Genomic DNA, 23,117 nt, shown 5'->3' with positions numbered 1-23,117 from the left:
CAAGCTGCCTAATTATTGTAAGCTTTAACATCAAGTTTGTAGCCGTTAGCCAGTTGTTTAGCGTCGACTTCTATTTGTATTTTTCTGCTTTCTCCCTGCATTAAGCTAAAATAGCTGTTGCTTATTAAGGCAGGTAAGATCTGTTGGCCTTTGGTATTTAACAACTGGGCTCTTACACCGTACGCAGCGCTGTTTTTAGACTTATTTGTTACCACATAGGTGATCAACTTGTTATCCTTATTTTCGGCGCCGCTTACCAAACCTTTACTAATATCAAGCAAAGATCCAACTTTAGCCATCTTGTCAAATGCGCGATAATCAAGGTGTTTTTTACCTATCCAATAAAAGTTCTCTGATACCAATTTCCCGGCGTTGTCTGTAAGTTTCAGCTTCATGAAATAGATCTCGGGTAAGGCAGTAGTGTCCTTGCCTGTAAAAGCACTAAATGCTTCAGTTGCTGATGACATAGGCACATTAACCATTTTTGTGGTTGAATACCCCGGAATGAGTTTTCCATCCAGGCCGTATACTTCTGCGTTGGCCGTAAGTTTGTTTATGGCATAGGCTCTATTGTTGATTACTTTAACAGAATTTGTTGCAGCATTCCATTGGATGTGTACCGGTTCGCAAGCCACTTTAGCGCCAAAGTAAGCTCCTGTAAGGTCGTAGTAATAATCATAAGTTTGCCATATCATAGATGGATAGGCCGATTGACTCATCCATATCAGCATACCTGTTGCGTCGTTCCACATATGGTCATTCCAGCCTTCAAACATGGCTTTCATTGTTTCCAGGTTAAGCATCTGGGATTTTTTACAAAATTCCTCAATTGATGTGGCCTGCCCGTAACTGCGATTGACGTCTGCAACATATTTTGCCGGGGCAGCGCCCCCGCCCAGATCGCCATTGGTGCTAAAGTAGTGCTTGGCCCACATGTTATCCTTACTATCAACAGTTTGCGGTGTAGGAGGTACCCAGTAATCTTTGGGCATAAACTTTTTAAAGCTTTCAATATTCACAAAGGTTGCTGTACCCAGTTCGCTTCGCATGCCCCATGAACCTTTGGAAAAGAGATAGCCGTTATGCGGATCAGTAAAATACACCTTTGGGTCGGAATTGCTCCAGTTACCACTACCCGATAAATTGCGGCTACCGCCGTGGATAGAGAAATTTGGGTTGGTTGTACCCGCATTTGAACGAGCTATATACAGTCGCTGGCCTTCATCATTATCCCTTATGGCATTTTTAATGGCCATGCTTAAGGCACCCGTAGTATCGCCGCCAGGCAGTCCTTCGTTGGCGCCACACCATATGATTATTGATGGATGTTGACGGTATTTTTTTACCTTCTCTATAGCGTTTACCTTAAAGTTGTTAATGCTATCGATAGGGCCAAAGTTGTTGAGCCAGAAATCGTCCCAAACCATGATGCCGTATTTATCGCAATATTGATAAAAAGCCTCATCGGTTACTTCACCCGTCCAGTTGCGGATGATATTGAAATTCATCTCTTTGTGCATGCGAATGCGCGGTTCATAATCCTTTCCACGTACCTTAAGCATGTAATCACTCATGCCCCAGTTGCCGCCCTTAAGCAGTATAGGCACGTTATTTACGTAAACCCTTAACCGGCCGTTAACACTGGTTGTATCTGCCGATACCTTTCTGATACCAAAACGCTGGGTGTGGATATCAGATAGGCTTTTGTTATCCTGGCTAAAACTAACCTTGCATGTATAAAGATCTTGTTTACCATATCCGTTTGGCCACCATAAAAGCGGGTTTTTGATCCTTAGTTGGTCATAAGCGTTTTCATCAAAATTTACGGTTTGGCTTGCGTTAGGCGCAATGGTAACCATTGCACTATTAAGTACGATATTTCCGGGTTGTATGGTTACATTAAGCTTGCCGCTTACAGGTTTATCGGTGCTGTTTTTTATCCATGCATTTACATTAAGATCCGCAAGTTTATTATTGATGAGTTTGGTTTTCACCTGCGCATCTTCTATTATAACAGGGCCTGTGGTAGTAAGGGCAACCGTATCGGTAATGCCGCTATTTAAGCCCGGCACTGCAGGCATCCAATCCCAGCTGCCGCTGCTTAGATAAGTGGGCGCCTGGCGATTTGCCAAACCAAAACTGGCATCGGGCGGGATGATCAATACCGCAACTGCGTTTGCTTTGCCGCTATTTAAAAGATCGGTTACATCATACCTGCCGCGTTGCACAATACCTTGTATTGTACCTATGTGTTTGCCATTAAAATAAACCTCAGCACGTTTGTGTACGCCATTAAAGTTTAGCCAGGTTCTATTACCCTCAGGCTTTACGCTAAATTCTGCGCGGTACCAGTACGGCCTGTTGTACTTTGCTTTATCAACCTTGTATATATTGTCGGCAAAATCGGGGTTTGCTTCTTTTCCGGCCTTTACGTATGCATAAAAAACAGTGCCCGGCACTACGCCATCGATCCAGTTGGGAGCAGAAAACCCAATAGATGATACTTGCTGCCCAGTGTAATTATGCTCATCTTGCGGAAATAGTTTCCATTTTAATGCACTGCTGTTTTGCGCAAAGGCATTAATAGCGCAGATTGAAAACAAAATGAAAACGTAAAGTGATTTAAACATAGGATAACAATTTGAAGCAAATTAGCTTATAAAATCGATTTAGCAAAATGATTTTTATAGTCTTTAGAAATTCAATTTGATTATCAATAAGTTAAGTTTATGTCGAAATCGCACTTTGTTAACTAAATTGATCTTTAAGTGATCCTAAAGGGATCACACTGATTTAAAAGTCCAACTATATAAATATAATCTTGTTTTATTGAATGCTAAATCGATATTTTAGCGCCAAACTTAAATTATGACCAACATGATATTTACTTACCCAAGGCTACTTGCATTGTTACTATTAACTTGTTTATTACAAGAGCCCGCCATTGGCCAAAAAATGCAGGTAACAGAGGTAGCGCCCGGGGTTAAGAAAATAAGTGTTGGCCAGCCTGATAAATTTAACCCCTATAGCTTTTGTGAGGAAAAACCGAAAGTGAACGCTATGCAGCAATTACCTGCAGGAAAGCTACCTTTTGATATTAACAATATAGTTGCAACCATCAATGATCGCGGTGTTGTTGTTGAAGTGCCTTTAGATGGTGATGAGCAGCTCTATGGTTTTGGCTTGCAGATAGGTTCGTTTAACCAGCGCGGTTTACGCAAAAAGCCAATAGTTAATGATAACCCCTTAAATGATCTGGGCTATACACACGGACCAACAACGCTATACTTATCTAATAAGGGTTATGGCATACTTATCAATACGTCGCGTTATACAACCTTTTACTGCGGCACCACATCAAAAAATACCGGAGCTGTTATAACTGCCCGTCAAACTAATGGTGGCAACTCCGTTGAAGACCTTTATGCTAATAAAGGTGGCTCGGGCGGTATGGTTGCCGCAGATATTCCCGGAGCAAAAGGTGTGGAGATATATGTATTTGAGGGACCCGATCTGCTTAGCGCTATGCAACGCTATAATTTGTTTTCTGGTGGCGGAGCAATACCGGCCATTTGGGGTTTAGGCGTAAAATATCGCGTAAAAGCCGATTTTAAGCAGGCTGATGTTAAGAAAACTGCAGCTTATTTTCGTCAGCATCATATACCGGTAGATGTGCTGGGCTTAGAGCCCCGCTGGCAAACCACCGCTTATTCTTGCTCCTATGTATGGAATAAAGATTTTTTCCCAAACCCTCAAAACTTGATAGACAGCATGACGTTGCAGGGTTATCACATTAATTTGTGGGAGCATGCATTTGTTAATGCTGCATCACCTTTGTATACACCATTGAAAAACAGATCCGGTAATTATCTGGTATGGAATGGTTTGGTGCCCGACTTTGCCGACAAAGCCGCAAGCAAACTTTTCGCGGATTATCATGAGAATACTTTTATTAAACAGGGTATCTCAGGCTTTAAAATGGATGAGTGTGATAACTCTAACTTAAGTTACGGTAACGCAACATGGAGTTTCCCGGAGCTTAGCCGTTTCCCGTCTGGTATTGATGGAGAGCAAATGCACCAGCTATTTGGTTTGTTGTACCAAAAAGCCATTTACAATGTTTATAAGCGTAATAATATTAGAACAAATTTAGATGTAAGGGCATCAAGTACGTTTGCTTCATCTTACCCGGCTGCTATTTACAGTGACACTTATGATCATGACGAATATATAAGGATGATCACCAACTCAGGTTTTGCCGGGATGATCTGGTCTCCGGAGGTAAGGGAATCAAACACCGTTAAAGATCTGATGCGACGCAGCCAAACAGCGGTACTATCGGCACAGGCGCTTTATAATTCATGGTACCTGCAAAATCCACCCTGGCTGCAGATCAACAAAGAAAAAAATAATCGCAATGAACTTATGGCGGATGCCAACAAGGTTGAGGCTGACGTTCGCCAACTGCTCGATTTCCGGATGAGTTTGCTGCCTTACCTTTATAATGCCTTCGCCGAATATCATTACAAAGGCATACCACCTTTTAGGGCGCTGGTTATGGATTACCCCACCGACGAGAAAGTATACAATATATCAGATGAGTATATGATAGGCAGCGGAATACTTGCGGCACCGCTAACAGAAAAGGCTGACGAGCGCAAAGTATACCTGCCAAAAGGCAACTGGTATGATTTTAACACAGGTAAAAAGATGGAAGGAGGCGAAACCTATACTATAAGTACAGGGCTGACGGAGCTACCCATTTTTATTAAAGAAGGAACCATTTTGCCACTGGCCAAGCCGCTCGAGTATGTGGCGCCGCAAAGCCGGTTTGAGTTAACCTGTTATGTTTATGGGGATAAAGCCTCAACAAGCCTTTTTGAAGATGATGGCATTACCTTTAATTATAATAAGGGACAATATAATAATATCACTTTATCATATCAAAATGGGAAAGGCCTGGTAAACCGCAAGGGAAATTATCAAACCAACAGATATACCATTGCAAAATGGGTGAAGGTGAAATAGCTTTCCATTAGTAAGTAATTTCTTAACGAAACTTACAGCCGATCAGATTGGCGTACTTACAGGTGCGGGTAAACCAATTATGGCACCTGCATAATTTCTATATCCGCTTCCTTGTTCAATTTATCGATTTAGCGAGGGTAAAATCCGAGAAAGGTTATTGTAATAAATATAAAAATATATTTGGTTGTTAAATCGATTTAGCTTAATATTGATATGCCAATTATTACCGGTGAACAAACAAGTAAGAAGTTAACCGGCTGAAGTGCTTATGCGCTTTCATACTTTTTGATTTAGATAGATTTCAATTATCAAAACTATATTATGAGGAACTTTTTACTATGCGTGGTAAGCTTTGCTTTACTATTAAATCAGGGTTGTAAGAAAAATACAAGCGCGGTGGCCGTATCTTCTTCCACCGTTGCTAAATACAGCTTAAATAAAGAAGCCGGCCCCAAGGGCAAAGTATTAAGCGTTGGTCCAAACGTTACATTTGGTACTTATGAGATCATGAGTGTTACATCTGGCCAAACAGCGGAGATAGCCGACCTGTCGTTAGCTAATGGAGGCAATGTTGATCTTAGCGCCTATAATGAAGCTGCACACCAGCAATGGAGGGTAATTAACGTAACGGACGGATATTTTAAGATCATGAACCTTGGTAGCGGTAAATTTTTGCAAGCTGTTAAGGTTGATAACGGTTACCAACTACAGCAACAGTCTGACGACTCAAATGATGACCAGATATGGCAGATCTCAAGTACCGGGGAAAACAGTTACAGGGCGATCAATAAAGCTTGTGGTTTATCGCCCACTGTTGATCAGACAACAGGTTTGATCACTTTGGAAACGTATGCCGAAAAATCATCTCAAATGTGGTCGGTTATCAAAATCCCCGATATGGCTTATCGTGATGATGCTGTGGTCAACTTCTTTCATCGCACTTCGGGGTCGGTAGCTTTTGACCAGGGTAATAGTATACCTCTTGCAGATGGCCGTACATTGTGGGTTGCAGAAGATACTTACAGCGACAGGCTGTTAAATCAGGTAGGCCTTTTCAATTGTAATCAGATCTTCGATATCCATAACTCGATGCTGTTGCAACCCGCAAACCATAGCTGGGACAATAAGCTAACCAACAATTTGATAACAACAGCATCGCCCTACAAATATGAAGTTGTACCAAGCCCGGGCGAGCATAATTCTTCTTACAGTTGGCCCGGCGTTGGCGTTGAGTTGAACGGGCATGTTTATATGTATTGTTTTGAAGCTACAGTTGGTGGTTCATCTACAACGGCATTGTACGATTTTACTGAAACAGCTGGTAACAACTGGCCAAATCCAGTTCGTACTACACCGGCAGGTATGAATGGGCCTATCACTTACACCGAAGGAATGATGAGGCCCGGAGATGGTTATGTGTATACCTACGGCAGCATTGGCGTATTTGTTGTAAAATACCTTTTTGTGGCGCGTTTTGCCGAAACTGACCCGCAGACCTGGACCTTCTGGAATGGTAAAAGCTGGCAATCTACACCAACCACAGCTACAGAAGCAAAAATTACAACTGCCACAACTGATTACGTGATGGCGAACACCGCAATTTCTTACGTGAACGGCAAATATGTAATGATGCAGATGGATATAGGTTACTTCTGTAACCCAAGCCAGCACAACATCTATGTATCAACATCAAATACGCCATTCGGCCCTTTTACTGCGCCTAAAAAGGTGTTCACAATTGAGGATAGGATAAATGGTTATGTTGCCAAATATTATACACCGGCAATACATCCTCAATTTAACAACGGCCTTGGTGAGTTGTTGTTAACGTATTGCCTTAACTATAACGGATCCGGAAGTCCGTGCAGCACAAATGTGTGCACAAACAACGGTTACATGGACCCAAACTTTTACCAGGTAAAGGGTGTTCGCGTGCCATACTCTTTAATAGGATTATGAAGATCTTCCTAAACAATTAACGTCATAATAATTACGGCAGTGATATTATCAACGAGCAATTGCAAATACTCAACTTTTATAGCTAAAACGTTTTATTGAAAAAAGTTGTATTCGTCTAATTATGCTTAACATAAACTATTTAAAACTTAAAGATTAACCGGTGAGCTTTAACTCCTTTGAGTATTTATTTTTCTTGCCGGTGGTTTTCATATCGTATTGGAAACTGAGGAGTTACAGCCAGCAAAATATTTTTTGCTGGCAGCTAACTACTTTTTCTATGGTTGGTTCAGCGTTAAATTTCTTTTACTGATATTCTTTTGTTCTTATGCAGACTTTTATTGGGCTTAAGCATCTATGAGAATAAAAAGTACCGTAAGCTTTTTCTGAGCCTGAGTATTGTAATGAACTTAGGGCTGTTATTTATATTTAAGTATTACAATTTCTTTATACAGAATTCGGTAGAGTTACTCGGCTACTTCCACCTTAAACCCGATCTGCTTTTACTCAATATTATACAGCCTATAGGATTAAGTTTTTTTACGTTTCAAACTATGGGTTATAACATTGATATATATCACGGTAAGTTAAAACCTACCAAAAATGTCATCGTGTTTTTAAACTTTACCAGTTTTTTTCCCCAGATGTTTGCCGGGCCAATTGAGCGGGGTAATGATCTGATTCCGCAGTTTGAACGCAAACGAATATTTAATTATGAATTGGCCGCAGAGGGAATGCGCCAGATATTATATGGGCTTTTTAAGAAAATGGTTATTGCAGATAAACTTGCCGTTAACGTTAATTACATTTTTTTAAATTATAGGTCGTTGTCCTCCGCTGAACTGCTTTTAGGCGGTATCTTTTTTTACATCCAGATATACTGCGATTTTTCGGGATACTCAGATATAGCTATAGGAACAGGTAAACTTTTAGGGATAAAATTGAGTCCTAACTTTCGTACGCCGTTTTTTTCCAAAACACCCCGCGAGGCTTGGTCCCGGTGGAACATGACGCTAACGGCCTGGTTTCGCGACTATGTATACATGCCTATGTTGTACAAAAATAGAAGCAGCACCCTATGGCGCATATTTTGCACCTTGGTGCTGCTAATGCTAATTGGGTTTTGGCATGGGCCAAACTGGACTTTCATAGTATTTGGGTTGTTAAATGGTTTATACTTTATCCCTCACATTATATCCAAACGTAATACAGGATTAAGAAGAAAACTTTTACATATAAGACAGCAACCCGCCTTATCAGGTGTTTCTATTTTTTTATTGTTCCTTTTGGGTTCGGTAACAACCGTTTTTTTCAGATCGCCAGACGTTACATCGGCCATCAATTATATCAGAAGGTTGTTTGGCCTTAACATCGGTGAACCGCCGCTTTTTTTGTTAAAGTTAACTCCATTGCTAATTATTTTTTTAGCATGGGAGTGGTTTCAACAGCAAAATGACTTTCAATTTAATGTGGCGAGCTTTAGCAAACCTGTACGCATAGGCTTATATTATCTGGTTGCCTTTCTTATTCTGTTGTTCGGAATATTTGTGGATCAAACTTTCATCTATTTCCACTTTTAATGAAAAGATTTGCATTTACATTTTTGTTGTACACAAGCCCACTTATATGCTACACACTTATTTGTGAATATTATTTTTTTGTGGATAAGGAAACCGTTGGGGTCGACAAGGTGGTAGAAGGGCAGCTCAAAAGTACTCGAGAAACCTATTATTTTCGGTCTTTCTTCAATAATTCGCCGTCGCTTTATAAGCTGAAGATGGCTCAAAAGAAAAATGCTGATATACTAATTATTGGCCAGTCAACGGTACTTCAATTTAGAGATGTCATGTTTCATCCGTTCGAATCTTCATTTTATAATATGGGATTTTCCATAAATAATATGAATGATTTAGAAAGTTTATTCCACAACATCAAAACCGGAAAATTACATAAACCAAAGTTGATCATCCTGGGCCTTGATGTCTCTTTAATTAAAAAGACCTTATACGTTAATCCGGATAACGAAATTTTGAACCCGCATTGCGATGAAGTATCTTATCCAAAATACCATGCAATGGCATCGCAATTATTCATCAAATCACAGTTAAGCAAAAAAACAGACGACGGGTTACCAAACCGGCATCTTGGCTTTGGTTATCTTGGCGAAAGGGGAACAGGGTTTAGAAGAGACGGAAGTATGCATTATGCCGGAGATATAGCAAAGTTTATTAAAGACCCGGTATTCAGAGATCCGGGTAATTACAAGAAGTTGCTTGACGATAAAGATTACATCTTTACCGAACCTTATGAAATAGACCAGGCGCTGTTAAAAAGGTTGCTGAATGATCTTAAGCTTTTAAAGCAAAGTGGCACTGAAGTAACCGTATTTATACCGCCAATATCAGACGATTTCTACTCTTACTTTGCCACTAACAAACAATTCAATGCTTTCTTTAACGATTATTTAGCCATACAAAGCAGTTTGGCCGATAATGGGTTTGATGTGATCAACTTTACTACTCCAAAAGATATCGGTCTTTCAGATATTTATATGTTAGATGGGATACACCCCGGAGAAGTCTTCACCGGTCGCTTATTGTATGAGCATATAGCTAAAAGCAAGCAAAAAGGGTTACTCAGTAAGGTTGATACCGGATACTTAAAAAAACTGATCCTTTCAAAAACTACTTTTCCACTTTCCTTTATGCGAGATACGTCCGTTTTTAATTATTGACGTAACGGACTTACTCATTCGTCTGAATTTTCAAAAACATTATAAAAATAATATCTCTGAAATATTTGTTTGTTAAATCGATTTAGCTTATTATTGTTAAACGATTTACCGCATAACCAATTATTGTTACGAAATTTTTATGAGACTAAGGCCGCAATCGTGGCTTAGGTATTCTGTGTGATCTTAGTTCTGAAAACCAAACGAAAGGATGACCTATTCAATCCTGCGTCAAGATAATTACTAACCAAAACATCACATTATGAAATTAAAATTTACTGTTATTGCTTTATCAGCAGTAGTGCTAATTGCTTTAGGTTGTAACAAGACCGAGCAAACAAAAGACCTGCAAAAAAACGCCGGGGCGGACGTTAAACAACCCGCAACCCCCATTAAAACGGCTGCAATATCCGGCGCTTATGGTACTTATACCATGGTTAACGTAGGTAGTGGTTTTGCTGCCGAAGTTGGCGGTTTTACAACACTCGGGCAAAAGCAAGACAATCAACGGGCAATTCAGCAATGGTCTGCTTCAACCACAACGCCGGAGCGCTGGCAAAAATGGAACGTGGTAGATTTAGGTACAGGTTATTACAAAATAGTAAACCTTTACAGCGGAAAGGTACTTGATGCGCCTAACAGTTCGCAAGGTACAGTGCTTACACAATACGATTGGCATGGCGGCACTAATCAACAGTGGCAACTGGTTGTTGTGGGGTTTGGGGCATATAAAATCATTAACAGATCTAACGGATTGGCCCTTACAAACGAAAACGGATCTACCACAAATGGTACAGCTATAACGCAACGTACTTTTGTTAATGATAGCTCGCAGTGGTGGGTATTTAATCAGTTTGCAAGAGACAGCTACCGCGACAATGAACTAACTAATTTCTTTAAGAGAACAACCGGTTCTACCGCTTTTGACGGCGTATTTTCCATACCATTAACATATGGCGCAAACAACGGGAAGGTTATGTGGCCAACAAATGATACGTATTGGAATAACATAAATGCTGATGGTAGCACGCCATGTTACGGCGGAGATCAGCCTATAGCATACCGGTGCAGTAATTTAATACAACCTGCACAAAGTAATGGTGTTTGGAATTTTTCGCCTTCTGCAACCAGTAACATTACTACATCATACGGCAACCAGTTTTTCCCGATACAGCCGGGTACCAGCTGGACATGGCCGAGCGGTGGTATTGAGATTGGAAGCCATGTGTATGTATATGCCGATGAAGGCAATGGCCTTGATCCAACAAGTGAAGGTATATATGATATATACCAGGGTAACGCACCAAGTTACACGGTTACAAGACTTAATACCCCGGCGCTAAGCAATCAGACAACCATAAGGTACATGCACGGTATGGTAAAAGTTACCGACGGCGGCGTTAACTATGTATACGTGTATGGTGCTAATGGTGGTGATGTATATGTGGCACGTTTCCCCGAAAGTAGTCCTTCTTCCTGGACGTTCTGGAATGGATCATCATGGGCATCAAACCCCACAACCGGTGCATCTGCAAAAATAGCTTCGGTGCCTAACGGCGGCTTTGGCGTAGCAAAGGTTAACGGTAAGTATGTAATTGCCAGTATGGATTACGGCTTTGGGTGTGATTTTGCACAACGCAATGTATATACATGTTTTAGCGCCGATCCAAAATCAGGGTGGTCAACAAACAAAGTTGTATACTCAATGCCGGATTACAAGCAGGGACACACCCCATACTTTTATCAGGCGGCCATCCATCCGCAATTTAACAGCAATAACGAGATGGTGTTCACTTACTGCGTAAATTTTTACGGCAGTTGTTTAACCCCATGTTCTAACGCTAACGGAACAATGGACCCTAATGACTATCGGGCCAAAGCGGTAAGAATACCATATGATCTGATCGGCATTTGATTACTGATGGCCAAATTCTTTTAATTCCTTATAACTACGTTTTCTAATGTTCAACATTCGTCAATATCCGTTTATTCTATTTGTATCCTTAATTTTCTCAACGTCTCTTTATGCTCAAAGCTGGCAATTTAAACAAGCGCCGCTAATGACAAGATTTGCAAAAGATGTTGACACGGGCAGTGTATTACCCGAGTATCCGCGCCCGCAACTGCAACGGACAGATTGGATGAATCTGAATGGGATATGGCAATACAAGCCCGGTACGTGGCAAAACGAGCCTTATCCTAAAAACGATCTTGGTAAAAGGATCTTGGTTCCATTTCCTGTTGAGGCTGCTTTATCAGGCGTAATGGAGCATCATGATCGTTTATGGTACCGCCGTAACTTCGTTATCCCTGCCGGATGGCAGGGGCGCCGTGTAATTCTTCATTTCGGTGCGGTAGACTACGACTGCGAAGTTTTTATAAACGATAAGTCTGTAGGTAAGCATCAGGGCGGGTATGACGCTTTTTCGTTTGATGTAAGCGATTTTCTTACTAAAGGCAATCAAACTATCACTGTAAAGGTATTTGATCCCACAGATGGCGGCGGATTTCCTCGTGGAAAGCAAACACTCAATCCCCAAGGCATCATGTATACATCTACCACCGGCATTTGGCAAACGGTTTGGTTAGAGCCGGTGCAGCGAACTCATATTGAAAGTGTAAAGATGACTCCGGACATTGATCATTCAGTACTGAATCTATCCTTACAAACTGCTTTTGGTGATCAAACGCAATTTACAGCCGAAATAAAAGAAAATGGCCACACTATTCAAACATATAGGGGTGACGCTTCTGCTCCTGCACAGATCAAGTTAAAAAACCCACATCTATGGTCACCTGATCATCCATTTCTTTACGATATGGATATTACCTTGCGTGATGATGCCGGTAAAACCGTAGATGTGGTTAAAACTTATTTTGGAATGCGAAAGAGCTCCATTGGTTACGATGGGAAATTTTACCGGCTTTACCTTAACAATAAACCGTTATTTCAATATGGCCCATTAGATCAGGGCTTTTGGCCGGATGGTATATACACTGCACCAACGGATGCTGCCCTGCGATCTGATCTGGAGATGATAAAAAAGCTGGGTTTCAACATGGTGAGAAAACACATCAAAGTTGAGCCGCAACGGTGGTACTACTGGGCAGACAAGCTTGGATTATTGGTGTGGCAGGACATGCCTTCGCCAAATTCCTATACTTTCGGCACACCTCCTCCCGAAAAGGAAGCATTCGCCAATGAATTAACCCGCTTAGTTGAAAATCATTACAATTCACCCAGCATCGTTACCTGGGTGATATTCAATGAAAATCAAGGTCAGCATGACACCAAAAAATATGTTGCATTGGTACGCGGGCTTGATCAGAGCCGTATCGTTAACGAAGGGAGCGGCTCTAATAACGTAGGAGTGGGCGATTTATATGATATTCATCCTTACCCGGCACCGATGTACCCGAGAAGCAAATCTCAGGCAAATGTTTGCGGTGAATTTGGGGGAATAGGATTTCAGCCTTTTGAGAAGGTTTGGAATAGCAAAGACCTTACGCAATATGTAACAATGAAAAATACGACCGATTACTTGGCATTATACGATAAGTTTGCCGGCATGTTGGCAAAGTTTAGAACATATAACGGTCTAAGTGCAGCCGTTTACACTGAAATAACCGACGTAGAAATAGAGCTTAACGGCCTGATGACCTATGATAGGGTGCTTAAAGCAGATGCCGACAAAATACGCCGGTCAAACGAAAAGGCGATGTACCAAAAAGTAATAAATAAAGACGTTATAATACTTTCTACGGCTGAAACTGAACCTGCAAAATGGAGCTACACATTTAAAATGCCGAAGGCGGACTGGACAACAGCTTCTACTGATACATCCGTCTGGAGCCAGGGGGAGGGAGGCTTCGGAACGTTCTTCACACCAGGTGCGCATATTGGTACAGAATGGAACACATCTGATATTTGGCTTAGGAGAAACTTCTCTTTAAGAAACGTTTCGCACGGTAATCTCAAAAACTTTAAACTACGCGTTCATCATGATGAAGACTGCGAAATTTACATCAATGGTAAGCTGGTGGCTAAGCTCAACGGCTGGACGAGTGATTATGAAGATGTTGATATGATGCCGTCATTCCAATCTGCATTAAATAAAAAAGGAAATAACATAATGGCGGTACACTGTAAAAACACCAACAGTGGGCAGTATATTGATGTTGGTTTAGTGTTAAACCGATAAATATGAATTTCCAGGATTAAGCGAATAAGTTTTATTTAGAAATACAAATTGAAAAACCTTTTATTTCTCAACCTAAGCTCTTATGAAATCATAGCGGCTGCAGTCGTATTAGCTGTTATAATCTATTCTTTAATAGAATAGTTAAACGTTAGATATCCTTTATTATCTGTGGTTATGAATTGTTTGAGTGGGATGTTGTGATTTGTTTACCTGTCAAAACGTTGTGAGGTGGTTGTCAAATGGTCAAATTTACGGTCGAACAATACGATATAATCAGACTTGGTGAAACAAGAAAGCCTTAGCAATTTGCTAAGGCTTTCTTTCGTTTTAGTAGTGATCCCGCTGGGACTCGAACCCAGGACCCCAACATTAAAAGTGTTATGCTCTACCGGCTGAGCTACGGAATCATCTTTTAACTTAGTGGATTGTGTTATCCGTTTCCGTTAAAGTGGTGCAAATATAGAAGTATTTGTAATTGTCTGCAAGGCATAAGTAAAATTAATTGTAAACTTTACAATAAGTGCCTATTAAACAAACTATTAAAATTTCATTATGCCAATGTTTCCCTTATCTCCGGCTAATAAAACTAATTTTCCATTTTTTGCCTTGCGGCAAACGTTATAGCTTCTATCATCGATTTTTTTCCAGGTCTTGCCGCCATCAGCGCTAATATTGGTACCTGATGTGCCCGTAGATAGGTAAGAATTGCCGTTTAGATGCTCAACAGAGGATTGGAAACCCTCAGGCGCAAGTGTTGGCATTGATGCTTTACTTATGTTTTCAGTACTATTTATTATAACAGCAACTGAATCTTTCAATTTATCTTTGGCATAGTTGCCGCCAACAATAATAATTTTGTCGCCATTTTTGGCAACCGAAAATGCTCCACGACTCGGTGTTCCATCGGTAAGCGGTAATTCGACATAATGCCAATTTTTACCGTTATCGGTTGAACTGATTAGCCTGCTTTTAGAGCCACCGCTTACTATCATGATATCGCTTTTATATACGCGGATACACGTGCCGCTGGCAGCAAATGCTGCTTCGTTTTTATAGGCACCCGGGGAATAATGTGCGGGAACCCAATTGTTACCACCGTCGTCCGTTTTCAGCAGCAGAAATTTACCATTGATAGGGTCGCCCAAAACAAAACCATGTTTAGGATCTTTAAAATCCATTGCATCCAAGAAATACGAGGTATCTCTTTGTTCAAAATGTTTGGTCCACGTTAGACCGCCATCTGCAGTTTTAAGTATGTAAGCCGGAGTGCCTGAGCTAATGATTACAGCGTCTTTATCTGAAAAGGCCTCGATATCTCTAAAATCAGATTTTTCATAGCCTTTTACTTGCAGCCAGCTCCAGCTACTACCGCCATCGTTAGTTATACCTACAGTACCGGCGCTGCCGCTTATCCAGGCGATTTTATCGTTCACAACCGATAAACCTCTTATGCTTGTTTTTTTGCCACTCTGAAGATTTATTATCGTTTGTGCTTGTGAGGAAAAAACTGAAATGAAAAATGCACAGATAATGGTGATTCTGAATTTATGCATACCGTAGATGTTTTGTTAAGTAGCTAAATTTAGAACACTTATTTCACTTTTGATTATGCAGTGGCGCTAAAAAAATTATATTTGCACCCTCTTTATGCCCGGATGGCGAAATTGGTAAACGTTGCGGTCTCAGAAGCCGTTGAGAATTGTCTCTTGAGAGTTCGAGTCTCTCTCCGGGCACTAAAAGTTGTGATAATAAGAGGTTGCCCCACAGAGGGGTATACAACTTAATAATAATTTGAGCCCGGGTGGCGAAATTGGTAGACGCACCATCTTGAGGGGGTGGCATTCGTAAGGATGTACGAGTTCGAATCTCGTTCCGGGCACATTCTTCAAACTTTCAGATCCACTTTACTGCCATCGTAAATTAATTGTGCAGTGCTCAAAGTGGTTTGCAATGATAAATCCGTTTCTTCAAATTTTCCTTTCCAAAAAGCCGCCGCAGCGGACAAAGAATGAAGTATTATTGTTTTTTCAACCTCATCACTATTTGTTAGGTTTTTATCTGCCCAGTTTAATTGATTTATAAGATCCTCAATAAATTTTCTGAACGCAGCAAGTGCAACATCATCTAATCCTGATGGTGTTAAAGCCGTGACCACGTCAAAAAGTGGGCTGTTGACTATGGATTTAACATCGTTTGCAAAATCCTTACCGAAGGATAGAGAACTTTTAATATTGATTCGTGCTTGGGTGAGCCAGCGCCAAATTTTTTTAAGCATAATTAAGATTGAGTTTTCTCGGGGAGGGTTATACCAAATAAATTACTAAAACCCAAAACCAGCATGTCTACGGATTTGAGGGCCAACACTATTTCAACTTTGGCTTCATCAGCCAACAATTGAGTACTGCCTACCCAAAAGGCAATTACAGTTGTTAGAATTGCGACCGACCTGAACATCCAGGTAGCCCACTGTGGTTTAGGCGAATTTATCGCCCCGAATTTCACGGTTGTTCTGTTATCCATTATTTTGATCTATTAAATATTTGTAGGCGTTAGCCAGCTTAGTATCATAGCCGAATTTTTTGTAGGCCGAACCATTGTAGTAATAAGCAACCTTTTGCCAGTTTTTAGTTTTTAATGCGGCTTTGAGCTGTGGCACAGTGTTTATCCATTTCAGGGTAATTATCACCTGGTTGTATTCGCTCACTTTTGCAAAATCCCACATCTTGCCAACGCTATCAAATCCAATTTCTGAGTAATGAAATCCCATTATCTGCATCATTCCTATAGATGTGCTTTTCATGGCTGCCTCAGGGTCTAATGCAAATGCATTGTTGAACGCTATCCATTCGGCTGTTTGATCACCTACACTATTAGCTTGCCATATTGAATTGCCATTATTGGTTTTCCGGTTAGATCTTAGTCTTTTGAACCAGGATGGTTCAAATTGAATAATTATGCGGCCTGTTGTATCAGAAAAGCCTTTTTGGTTACTCTCTACAATAATGAGTGCTTTTAATACTGAGTAATCGTAACCAAAGGCCAAAGCAAGTTCGCGCAACTGTTGGTCGCTTAACTTTTTCATGTAATTAATTTTGAAATGACGGTCTCTGTTATTTATGTACAGGAGAACTGATGAGACCTATTTGATGTTGCAGAACGGCAACCTGGCTTTCCAAGACTTTCAGCCTTATATCTGTGACACGGTTTTGTGATTCTTGTCTTAATCTCATATCCAGTATATCATTTCTTAGCTGAAAGTAAGATCCCATTACCGTTGCTACTATACTCGGTCGGTTTTGTTGTAGTTTTTTACGAGTGACTTAAGTAGGGGTGAATCCTCATAAATACTTAAGGCATCGCGCAGGGCGCCTGCCTTTAGATTAGGTATATCCTGCCCCACAACCGTAATAACCTGCTTAGGTGTAGCTATAGCCATACAAAATAGAACCTGCAAAATGGCAAAGGTCTTTCCCGAGTTACTGCCGCCTTGATTTACAACTACCGGCGAGTTACTTTCAAAATTTTGTTTAAACAGGATAGATGTTTTTTCATACATATGATTTGGTTAAAGGTTAACCTCTTTTTCATTTTCTGCTATTTTGGGGCCGGTGGTGGTTACAGCAATTGTGATATTTTTAGGCTGATCAATTGTTGCAGATTGCTCGTGTCTTTCGTTCCACCCCAAAGTTTTTAGCGCAAATATGGCACCTGTGGAAGGCTGGTAATGAAGCCGTTTTTCGTACTCTGCAGCAATCATCAATCTGCCCATTCGCAACTGGGCTTTAAAATGACCTTTTTGCTCGTAAGCCTCGTATTCCTCCAAACTGGTAAAACCTAAAAACAGTGCCATGCCGGTAAGGGTAGGGGGCTCGGGTTCACGGTCATAAACCTTTTGTTTAGTTGTTACAGCAGGATCTTTTTTATCCGGAACCTCCTCCAAATGATATTGCCCTTTTATAAATTCAAAATAATCAGCAATACGCTTACCATAAGGTTTGGTACTAATAGTTGGAGACATGAAAGATTTGTTTATGCTTAAAATGCCGAACGGCATATTTATATACAAAGATAAGAAATTTATTTGGCTTTGGCTAATATTTTTAGGATTAAATTTAAGTTAGATTTGCTGTAACTGTTGCGCTCGAAAAGTAGTCTGTTTTAAAATGGATTATATTTGCGCCGGAATTGGAGGTTCCCCTAACCCTTGTTCAATATAATGAAGATACTTACAGCTACGATGTTCATCATCGTTTTCCCTATATTGGTTTACGCGCAGGATAAAAGTACAGTAAAACTAAGCCAAAGCAGGATAACTGACACCCTTGAGATCAACCAGGCCGATACCCTGCAGCAGAAAGACCTTTACGATATCATTAAAGGGATCTTTAACAAAAAAGGCCATGTAACTAACGAACCAACTAAGGTTATCGGTTCAAAGCCGGTGTTTTCGATACTACCTGCAGTTGGTTACACGCTGCAAACCAAATTTGCGGTTACGCTTGCAGGTAATGTGGCATTCAGGGTTCCGGGTAATACGCGTATTTCAACAATTAATTCAAACTCCGCTTACACGCAAAACAAGCAGATCATCATCCCGCTTCAATCCAACATCTGGACAAGTGGCGACCGTTTCAATTTTATCGGGGATATCAAATACTACAAATATCCGCAAAGCACGTTCGGCTTAGGCACAGATTCCAAAGCGGCTAACGAAAATCCGATGGACTATACATTGTTCCGCTTTTATGAAACAATACTTACGCGCATTGTGGGCAACCTTTACGCAGGTGCCGGGTTTATTTTTGATAACCACTTCAACATTTCTGAAAAAGGTAATCCCGATGGCATCGTATCTGACTATGCTAAATACGGCCCGCAAAGCAGTACCACATCTTCAGGGATAACGCTCAATGCTTTGTTTGATGTAAGGGATAATTCCATTAACCCATCAAAAGGTTTCTATGCTGCTATGCAATACAGGGATAACAAACTGTTTTTAGGCAGCACAGCTTCATGGCAATCATTGATCATCGATGTAAGGAAATATTTTCGCTTCCCTAAGCAATCTCACAACGTATTGGCCCTATGGAGTTACAATTGGCTGGTGCTTGGTGGTAAGACACCTTACCTCGATCTGCCTGCCAACACATGGGACCAATATAACGGTACAGGCAGGGGATATATCCAGGGGCGCTTTAGAGGATCACAAATGGTTTACGGCGAGGCCGAGTACCGTTTTGGCCTTACCCGAAACGGGTTACTGGGCGGTGTTGTATTTGGTAATGCCGAATCCTTCTCTGCTGAACCCGGAACAAAATTGCAGAAAGTGCAGCCCGGGTACGGTGCCGGCGTCCGGATCAAATTGAATAAAGTATCTAAAACCAACATCGCGATTGACTATGGTTTTGGCAGCCAGGGATCAAAAGGGATATTTGTGACCGTTGGCGAAATATTTTAACAATGGCTTAACTAAAAAATAAATGAAAATTTGATGAAATTTAATTATTTTGAGCAAACCTTTATGATAGTCACTCCGTTATATCAGTAACGTTAAAAAATGTTAAAAACAGTGCGGTAAGGGTTTTCGCTGTAGATAATTAATAATGATTTTGTAGTTTTATTGCATCTTATTATGCAGTTAAGAAGGTTTACTAAATGCTATGTCGTTTTGATGATGTTCCTTGTGGGCTTCATATCGGCGTGTCAAAAAGACACTAACGAGCAGGCGGTTCTTAATCATAAAGCATCCCTTGCTGCTGATAGTGCGCTTAAGGCAACATCGCCTGATAATTATCTTGCAACTTCAGGTACACTTATTTTAAAACTTCAGGATTCTGTTTACACTTTTAATGCCGCGACCGACTCGGTTGCATTTGTTAATTTGAAAAGCGGCAATAACCATTACTTTGGTTTAACTGCTATTAATAAAGCGCATGATGTAAGCTTCGGCATAAGCTCTAAAGGCATAGCTACAGATAGTGTTATTAAAGCCGTAGCCGGCGGGCAGTTACTGGTAATGAAAGATGCTATGCATACCAACCAGTACACGCTAACACCTTACGCCAAACCCGGCGACTCAGGTGTAATCCATTTAACCTCTTACATGAAGAACGACACACTTGCCAAAGGAACGTTCTTTACCTTTTTAACAAAAGATGAAAAATCAAATTCTCCGTTTTATCGGGTGGAAGGGACATTCGAGTTGCGTTTAAAAGAAAAAAAATAAGCATACGTGTAACTTTGACACATTATTGTAAAAAACAATTTACAATAAGGATTTGTGGCCTTCGGGGCTCAAAAAACGCCTTTTTTTGCTTATATTTGCAAAAAAGAAAAGGAGTTTAATGAAAGTATTTATTGGTGGCCTACCGCTGGAAGTGAGCGAGGCCGAACTAAATGCAGTTTTTGAAGATTTTGGGCCTGTTAAGTCCCTTAGAATTATCAAAGACCGTGAAACCAAACAAAGCAGAGGCTTCGGTTTTGTTGAAATGGTTAATGATGACGAAGCAAAAGAAGCCATCAAATGCATGAATGGCCAAAGCTATTACGGTAAACGTATTACTGTTAATGTTGCAGAAGATAACGGGCCTGGTTTTAACCGCTCGAGTTTTAGTCGCAACTAACATCATTTTAGATAAAGAAAGCCGGAATCACCGGCTTTTTTTATGCCTTTTATTTTAGTGCCTCAAAAAAACACATAACTGAAAATACAACAATAACAGTAGTGGTATAGCTTTTTATTTGTATTGTTGTGTATAAAAATACCCCTTTGCACCTTTTATCGCACATCAATCGTTTGTGGCTAAAGTTAACCGGCTCAATGGCCGAGTTCCCTTTAGAAGTTAGGATATTTCATTCGTTGTGTATCCTGGTGATCATTGCGCTTGCCTATAACGTCCCGTTCAATTACGCTATAGGTTTACCGTTGGTATCTCTCATAAGCCTGGTAACGCTAACCATCTTCTCGTTCCTTTATTATCGATCCAGGTACCAGGGTAAGATAAAATCAACAATGGTAGTTTTCACTATTGTTGGCAATTTGCTTTTCCTTGTCAACTTTATCATTAATTCTGGTACGCAAGGGCCTACGGCATTGCTGATGGGGCTTTGTATGTTCCTGATCTTTTGCGTTGTGCCAAAAAGCCAGCAAAGGTTTTGGATGCTGCTCAATATCGCGATCGTACTAACAGGAACCTGGGTTGAATATTATTACCCGAAGTTGATCCCCAATACTTACAAGAGCCGCGAGGATCGTTATTGGGATATTTCGTCAGCTTATTTAGTGGTTGTTGTAGTGCTTTATTACACCATAAATTACCTGCGCAGAAACTATGATTACGAGCGCCGCTCGGCATCGATAAAGGCACAGTCTATCGAAGAAAAGAACATACAGATAATTGCACAGAACCAAGAGCTTGAACGCATCAATACGGAAAAGAACAAGTTGATGTCAATAATAGCTCATGACCTCCGGTCGCCTTTGAGCAATATTCAAAATTATCTTGAATTGGTTACTGAGTACGGGCTTGACACGCAAGAACGGCGTATGGTTGAAAGCGACCTGCTTAAGGTAACCCGCCGTACAATAGATATGCTTGGGAAATTGTTGGTATGGTCAAAAGCCCAAATGGATGGCGTAAATGTTAAGCTGAGCTACATCAGCCTCAAAGACGCCCTCTTTAATACGCTTGAGCTTGAAAAATCTATTGCACTCAAGAAAGACATCATTCTGACAGCCCAACTCGATTGGGATATCAGAATTATTGCGGATGCCGATATGCTCCAATTAGTGATCCGGAATTTGTTAAGTAATGCAATCAAATTTACTGCTAAGGGTGGAGAAATAAGCATGAAAGCAGAGCGGGCTGGTAACGAGTGTCGCATCAGTATAACGGATAACGGCGTTGGTATCTCACCTAAAAAACTACCCGAACTATTCTCCCTCCGGGTAAGTTCAACCTTTGGTACCGACAATGAGAAAGGAGTGGGCTTAGGGCTGCTGCTTTGCAAAGAATTTACCGAGTTGCAGGGCGGCCGTATCTGGGCCGAAAGTGAACCAATGGTAGGTACCACGTTTTTTGTAGCAATACCTGTGTAAATAAAGTCAAAAACATTATGTTGAGCTGACGGGTTTTTAATATTGAATTTCTAATTTTGACTTCACATGAGGCCGGGCGATAAAGTAGTTTGCATTAATGATAAGATTGATCCTGAAAAGAACGAAGAGATACGTCGCGACTTTGAGATCTGGATCACCAAAGATAAAGAGTACACCATCCGCGAGATATTAGACAACAACGGTATTGTTACCGGCGTGCTGCTCGATGAAGTTCATAATTTCCCCAAATTTTTCAAATTGATCAACCGTTTCCAGGAGCCGGCTTTTGCTATCTGGCGCTTCAGGAAACTCAACTACGCCAGTGCCCCTGCAGAAGCCATAGCCGAAGTTGAAGAATTGGTTGAATCAGAACAATTGGTAAAAACCAATTAATTCATTTTAATACACCCATTATGTATAGTTCATGCTTGCTATTTAATATATGCTATATGGCATATATATTACCAGCCCCTATGCGCAGTTGCTTCTGTCTCTACTAGTTGTGTAAGCACTGCTTTCAACATAGCTTCCCGTGCCCATTGTTGTTCAGCTAATGATGCGTCTTGTTTATACCAGTCAATAGCCTCGTTTATTTGTATTCGAGCACGGTAAGCATATTGCTTGTTCGGGTGCAGCTTTTGGCCTTCGTAGCTGTTCATGTTTTCGCATTTGATGATCTTAGCAAATGATTTTACGGGGATTTCCATTCTCAGGCAATCATCAAGTGAGTTTTTAAAGTCCTGCTTATCTTCAAGCCACAGCGTTAATGTGTCGTCCGTCAGGTCGTGGTCTGCTATACAGATTCGGCTGTAATTGTAATCTACTGTAATGATCAGCCACCAAAGTTGGTCGCGAAATTTTTGTGAAAGTCGTATCATGGCGTGTTTGTTGGTTATTATCAGATGATCTGTTATCGCGTCGTTGCCTGCGTTATAGGGATTGAATAAATTTTGGCGACCAGCCGGGAAGATATTTTTGTATGGCAGCGATTTCCCCACTATACTTGGCACAGGCTCGTTGATAACCTTCGTACCGTTGCTGTAATTCTTTTTTTGATAGCTGTTTTGAGCCGTTTATTGTTTTAGTTCTGAGTGCGGAGTAA

General features: G+C 40.8%; 19 protein-coding genes and 3 tRNA genes. 13 read left to right on the top strand and 9 right to left on the bottom strand.

The window, feature by feature from the left end; all coding sequences use genetic code 11:
- Positions 1–8: 8 nt before the first annotated feature.
- On the bottom strand, positions 9–2,630 hold the full coding sequence (locus tag INP83_RS19660) for a sugar-binding domain-containing protein (protein ID WP_219125603.1): 2,622 nt from the start codon (positions 2,628–2,630) through the stop codon (positions 9–11).
- 238 nt (positions 2,631–2,868) lie between these two features.
- Between INP83_RS19660 and INP83_RS19655 the strand changes: the two genes are divergently transcribed.
- The 6 genes from INP83_RS19655 to INP83_RS19630 all read left to right on the top strand — a co-directional run bounded on the left by INP83_RS19655 (position 2,869) and on the right by INP83_RS19630 (position 13,917).
- Complete coding sequence (locus tag INP83_RS19655) at positions 2,869–5,028, top strand: TIM-barrel domain-containing protein (RefSeq protein ID WP_219125602.1); 2,160 nt, start codon at positions 2,869–2,871, stop codon at positions 5,026–5,028.
- A gap of 321 nt (positions 5,029–5,349) precedes the next feature.
- Positions 5,350–6,987: an RICIN domain-containing protein gene (locus INP83_RS19650; protein WP_219125601.1), complete on the top strand. Its 1,638-nt coding sequence runs from the start codon at positions 5,350–5,352 to the stop codon at positions 6,985–6,987.
- A gap of 401 nt (positions 6,988–7,388) precedes the next feature.
- Positions 7,389–8,564: an MBOAT family protein gene (locus tag INP83_RS19645; protein ID WP_219125600.1), complete on the top strand. Its 1,176-nt coding sequence runs from the start codon at positions 7,389–7,391 to the stop codon at positions 8,562–8,564.
- On the top strand, positions 8,564–9,718 hold the full coding sequence (locus INP83_RS19640) for a D-alanyl-lipoteichoic acid biosynthesis protein DltD (protein WP_219125599.1): 1,155 nt from the start codon (positions 8,564–8,566) through the stop codon (positions 9,716–9,718). The genes INP83_RS19645 and INP83_RS19640 overlap by 1 nt, the downstream gene beginning before the upstream one ends.
- A 259-nt stretch (positions 9,719–9,977) precedes the next feature.
- Positions 9,978–11,630: an RICIN domain-containing protein gene (locus tag INP83_RS19635; RefSeq protein WP_219125598.1), complete on the top strand. Its 1,653-nt coding sequence runs from the start codon at positions 9,978–9,980 to the stop codon at positions 11,628–11,630.
- A 145-nt stretch (positions 11,631–11,775) separates the two neighbouring features.
- Complete coding sequence (locus tag INP83_RS19630; protein ID WP_219125597.1) at positions 11,776–13,917, top strand: glycoside hydrolase family 2 protein; 2,142 nt, start codon at positions 11,776–11,778, stop codon at positions 13,915–13,917.
- Between the two features lie 334 nt (positions 13,918–14,251).
- Here the strand turns inward: INP83_RS19630 and INP83_RS19625 are convergent.
- Positions 14,252–14,324, bottom strand: a tRNA-Lys gene (locus tag INP83_RS19625).
- Positions 14,325–14,456: 132 nt separating this feature from the next.
- The gene (locus INP83_RS19620) at positions 14,457–15,350 is read right to left on the bottom strand and encodes a YCF48-related protein (protein WP_219125596.1); all 894 of its coding nucleotides are present in this window, start codon (positions 15,348–15,350) and stop codon (positions 14,457–14,459) included.
- A 216-nt stretch (positions 15,351–15,566) separates the two neighbouring features.
- On the opposite strand from INP83_RS19620, the gene INP83_RS19615 reads away from it, so the two are divergent.
- Together INP83_RS19615 and INP83_RS19610 are read left to right on the top strand one after the other, a co-directional pair.
- Positions 15,567–15,650 (top strand) — tRNA-Leu (locus INP83_RS19615).
- A 62-nt stretch (positions 15,651–15,712) separates the two neighbouring features.
- Positions 15,713–15,796 (top strand) — tRNA-Leu (locus tag INP83_RS19610).
- 6 nt (positions 15,797–15,802) lie between these two features.
- Here the strand turns inward: INP83_RS19610 and INP83_RS19605 are convergent.
- From INP83_RS19605 to INP83_RS19585, 5 genes are all read right to left on the bottom strand, one after another.
- Positions 15,803–16,192, bottom strand: coding sequence for a hypothetical protein (locus INP83_RS19605; RefSeq protein ID WP_219125595.1), 390 nt, complete (start codon positions 16,190–16,192; stop codon positions 15,803–15,805).
- Between the two features lie 2 nt (positions 16,193–16,194).
- A complete protein-coding gene (locus INP83_RS19600; protein WP_219125594.1) occupies positions 16,195–16,437 on the bottom strand; it encodes a hypothetical protein in 243 nt (80 codons plus the stop codon).
- Positions 16,430–16,999, bottom strand: a complete 570-nt coding sequence (locus tag INP83_RS19595; RefSeq protein WP_219125593.1) for an N-acetylmuramidase family protein — start codon at positions 16,997–16,999, stop codon at positions 16,430–16,432. The genes INP83_RS19600 and INP83_RS19595 overlap by 8 nt, the downstream gene beginning before the upstream one ends.
- 198 nt (positions 17,000–17,197) lie before the next feature.
- A complete protein-coding gene (locus INP83_RS19590) occupies positions 17,198–17,473 on the bottom strand; it encodes a hypothetical protein (protein ID WP_219125592.1) in 276 nt (91 codons plus the stop codon).
- Between the two features lie 9 nt (positions 17,474–17,482).
- Positions 17,483–17,935, bottom strand: coding sequence for a DNA-packaging protein (locus INP83_RS19585; protein ID WP_219125591.1), 453 nt, complete (start codon positions 17,933–17,935; stop codon positions 17,483–17,485).
- Between the two features lie 198 nt (positions 17,936–18,133).
- Between INP83_RS19585 and INP83_RS19580 the strand changes: the two genes are divergently transcribed.
- The 5 genes from INP83_RS19580 (at position 18,134) to INP83_RS19560 (ending at position 22,408) form a co-directional block, all read left to right on the top strand.
- The gene (locus INP83_RS19580) at positions 18,134–19,375 is read left to right on the top strand and encodes a hypothetical protein (protein ID WP_219125590.1); all 1,242 of its coding nucleotides are present in this window, start codon (positions 18,134–18,136) and stop codon (positions 19,373–19,375) included.
- A gap of 174 nt (positions 19,376–19,549) precedes the next feature.
- Positions 19,550–20,143 carry a hypothetical protein gene (locus INP83_RS19575; protein WP_219125589.1) on the top strand — a complete coding sequence of 198 codons (594 nt, stop codon included), beginning with the start codon at positions 19,550–19,552 and terminating at the stop codon, positions 20,141–20,143.
- A gap of 118 nt (positions 20,144–20,261) precedes the next feature.
- The gene (locus tag INP83_RS19570) at positions 20,262–20,540 is read left to right on the top strand and encodes an RNA-binding protein (protein WP_146272911.1); all 279 of its coding nucleotides are present in this window, start codon (positions 20,262–20,264) and stop codon (positions 20,538–20,540) included.
- 128 nt (positions 20,541–20,668) lie between these two features.
- Positions 20,669–22,015 (top strand): sensor histidine kinase KdpD, encoded by a 1,347-nt coding sequence (locus INP83_RS19565; protein ID WP_255563199.1) that lies wholly within the window; start codon positions 20,669–20,671, stop codon positions 22,013–22,015.
- Between the two features lie 66 nt (positions 22,016–22,081).
- Positions 22,082–22,408, top strand: a complete 327-nt coding sequence (locus INP83_RS19560; protein WP_146272913.1) for a hypothetical protein — start codon at positions 22,082–22,084, stop codon at positions 22,406–22,408.
- A 68-nt stretch (positions 22,409–22,476) separates the two neighbouring features.
- Here the strand turns inward: INP83_RS19560 and INP83_RS19555 are convergent, their stop codons facing one another.
- Positions 22,477–23,025 carry a hypothetical protein gene (locus tag INP83_RS19555; protein WP_219125588.1) on the bottom strand — a complete coding sequence of 183 codons (549 nt, stop codon included), beginning with the start codon at positions 23,023–23,025 and terminating at the stop codon, positions 22,477–22,479.
- Between the last annotated feature and the right edge of the window lie 92 nt (positions 23,026–23,117).

The sequence above is a fragment of the Mucilaginibacter sp. 21P genome (assembly GCF_019331605.1).
GTDB lineage: Bacteria > Bacteroidota > Bacteroidia > Sphingobacteriales > Sphingobacteriaceae > Mucilaginibacter > Mucilaginibacter achroorhodeus.
The sequence above is the reverse complement of the archived record's forward strand: the minus strand, read 5'-3'. Positions and strand labels throughout refer to the sequence as shown.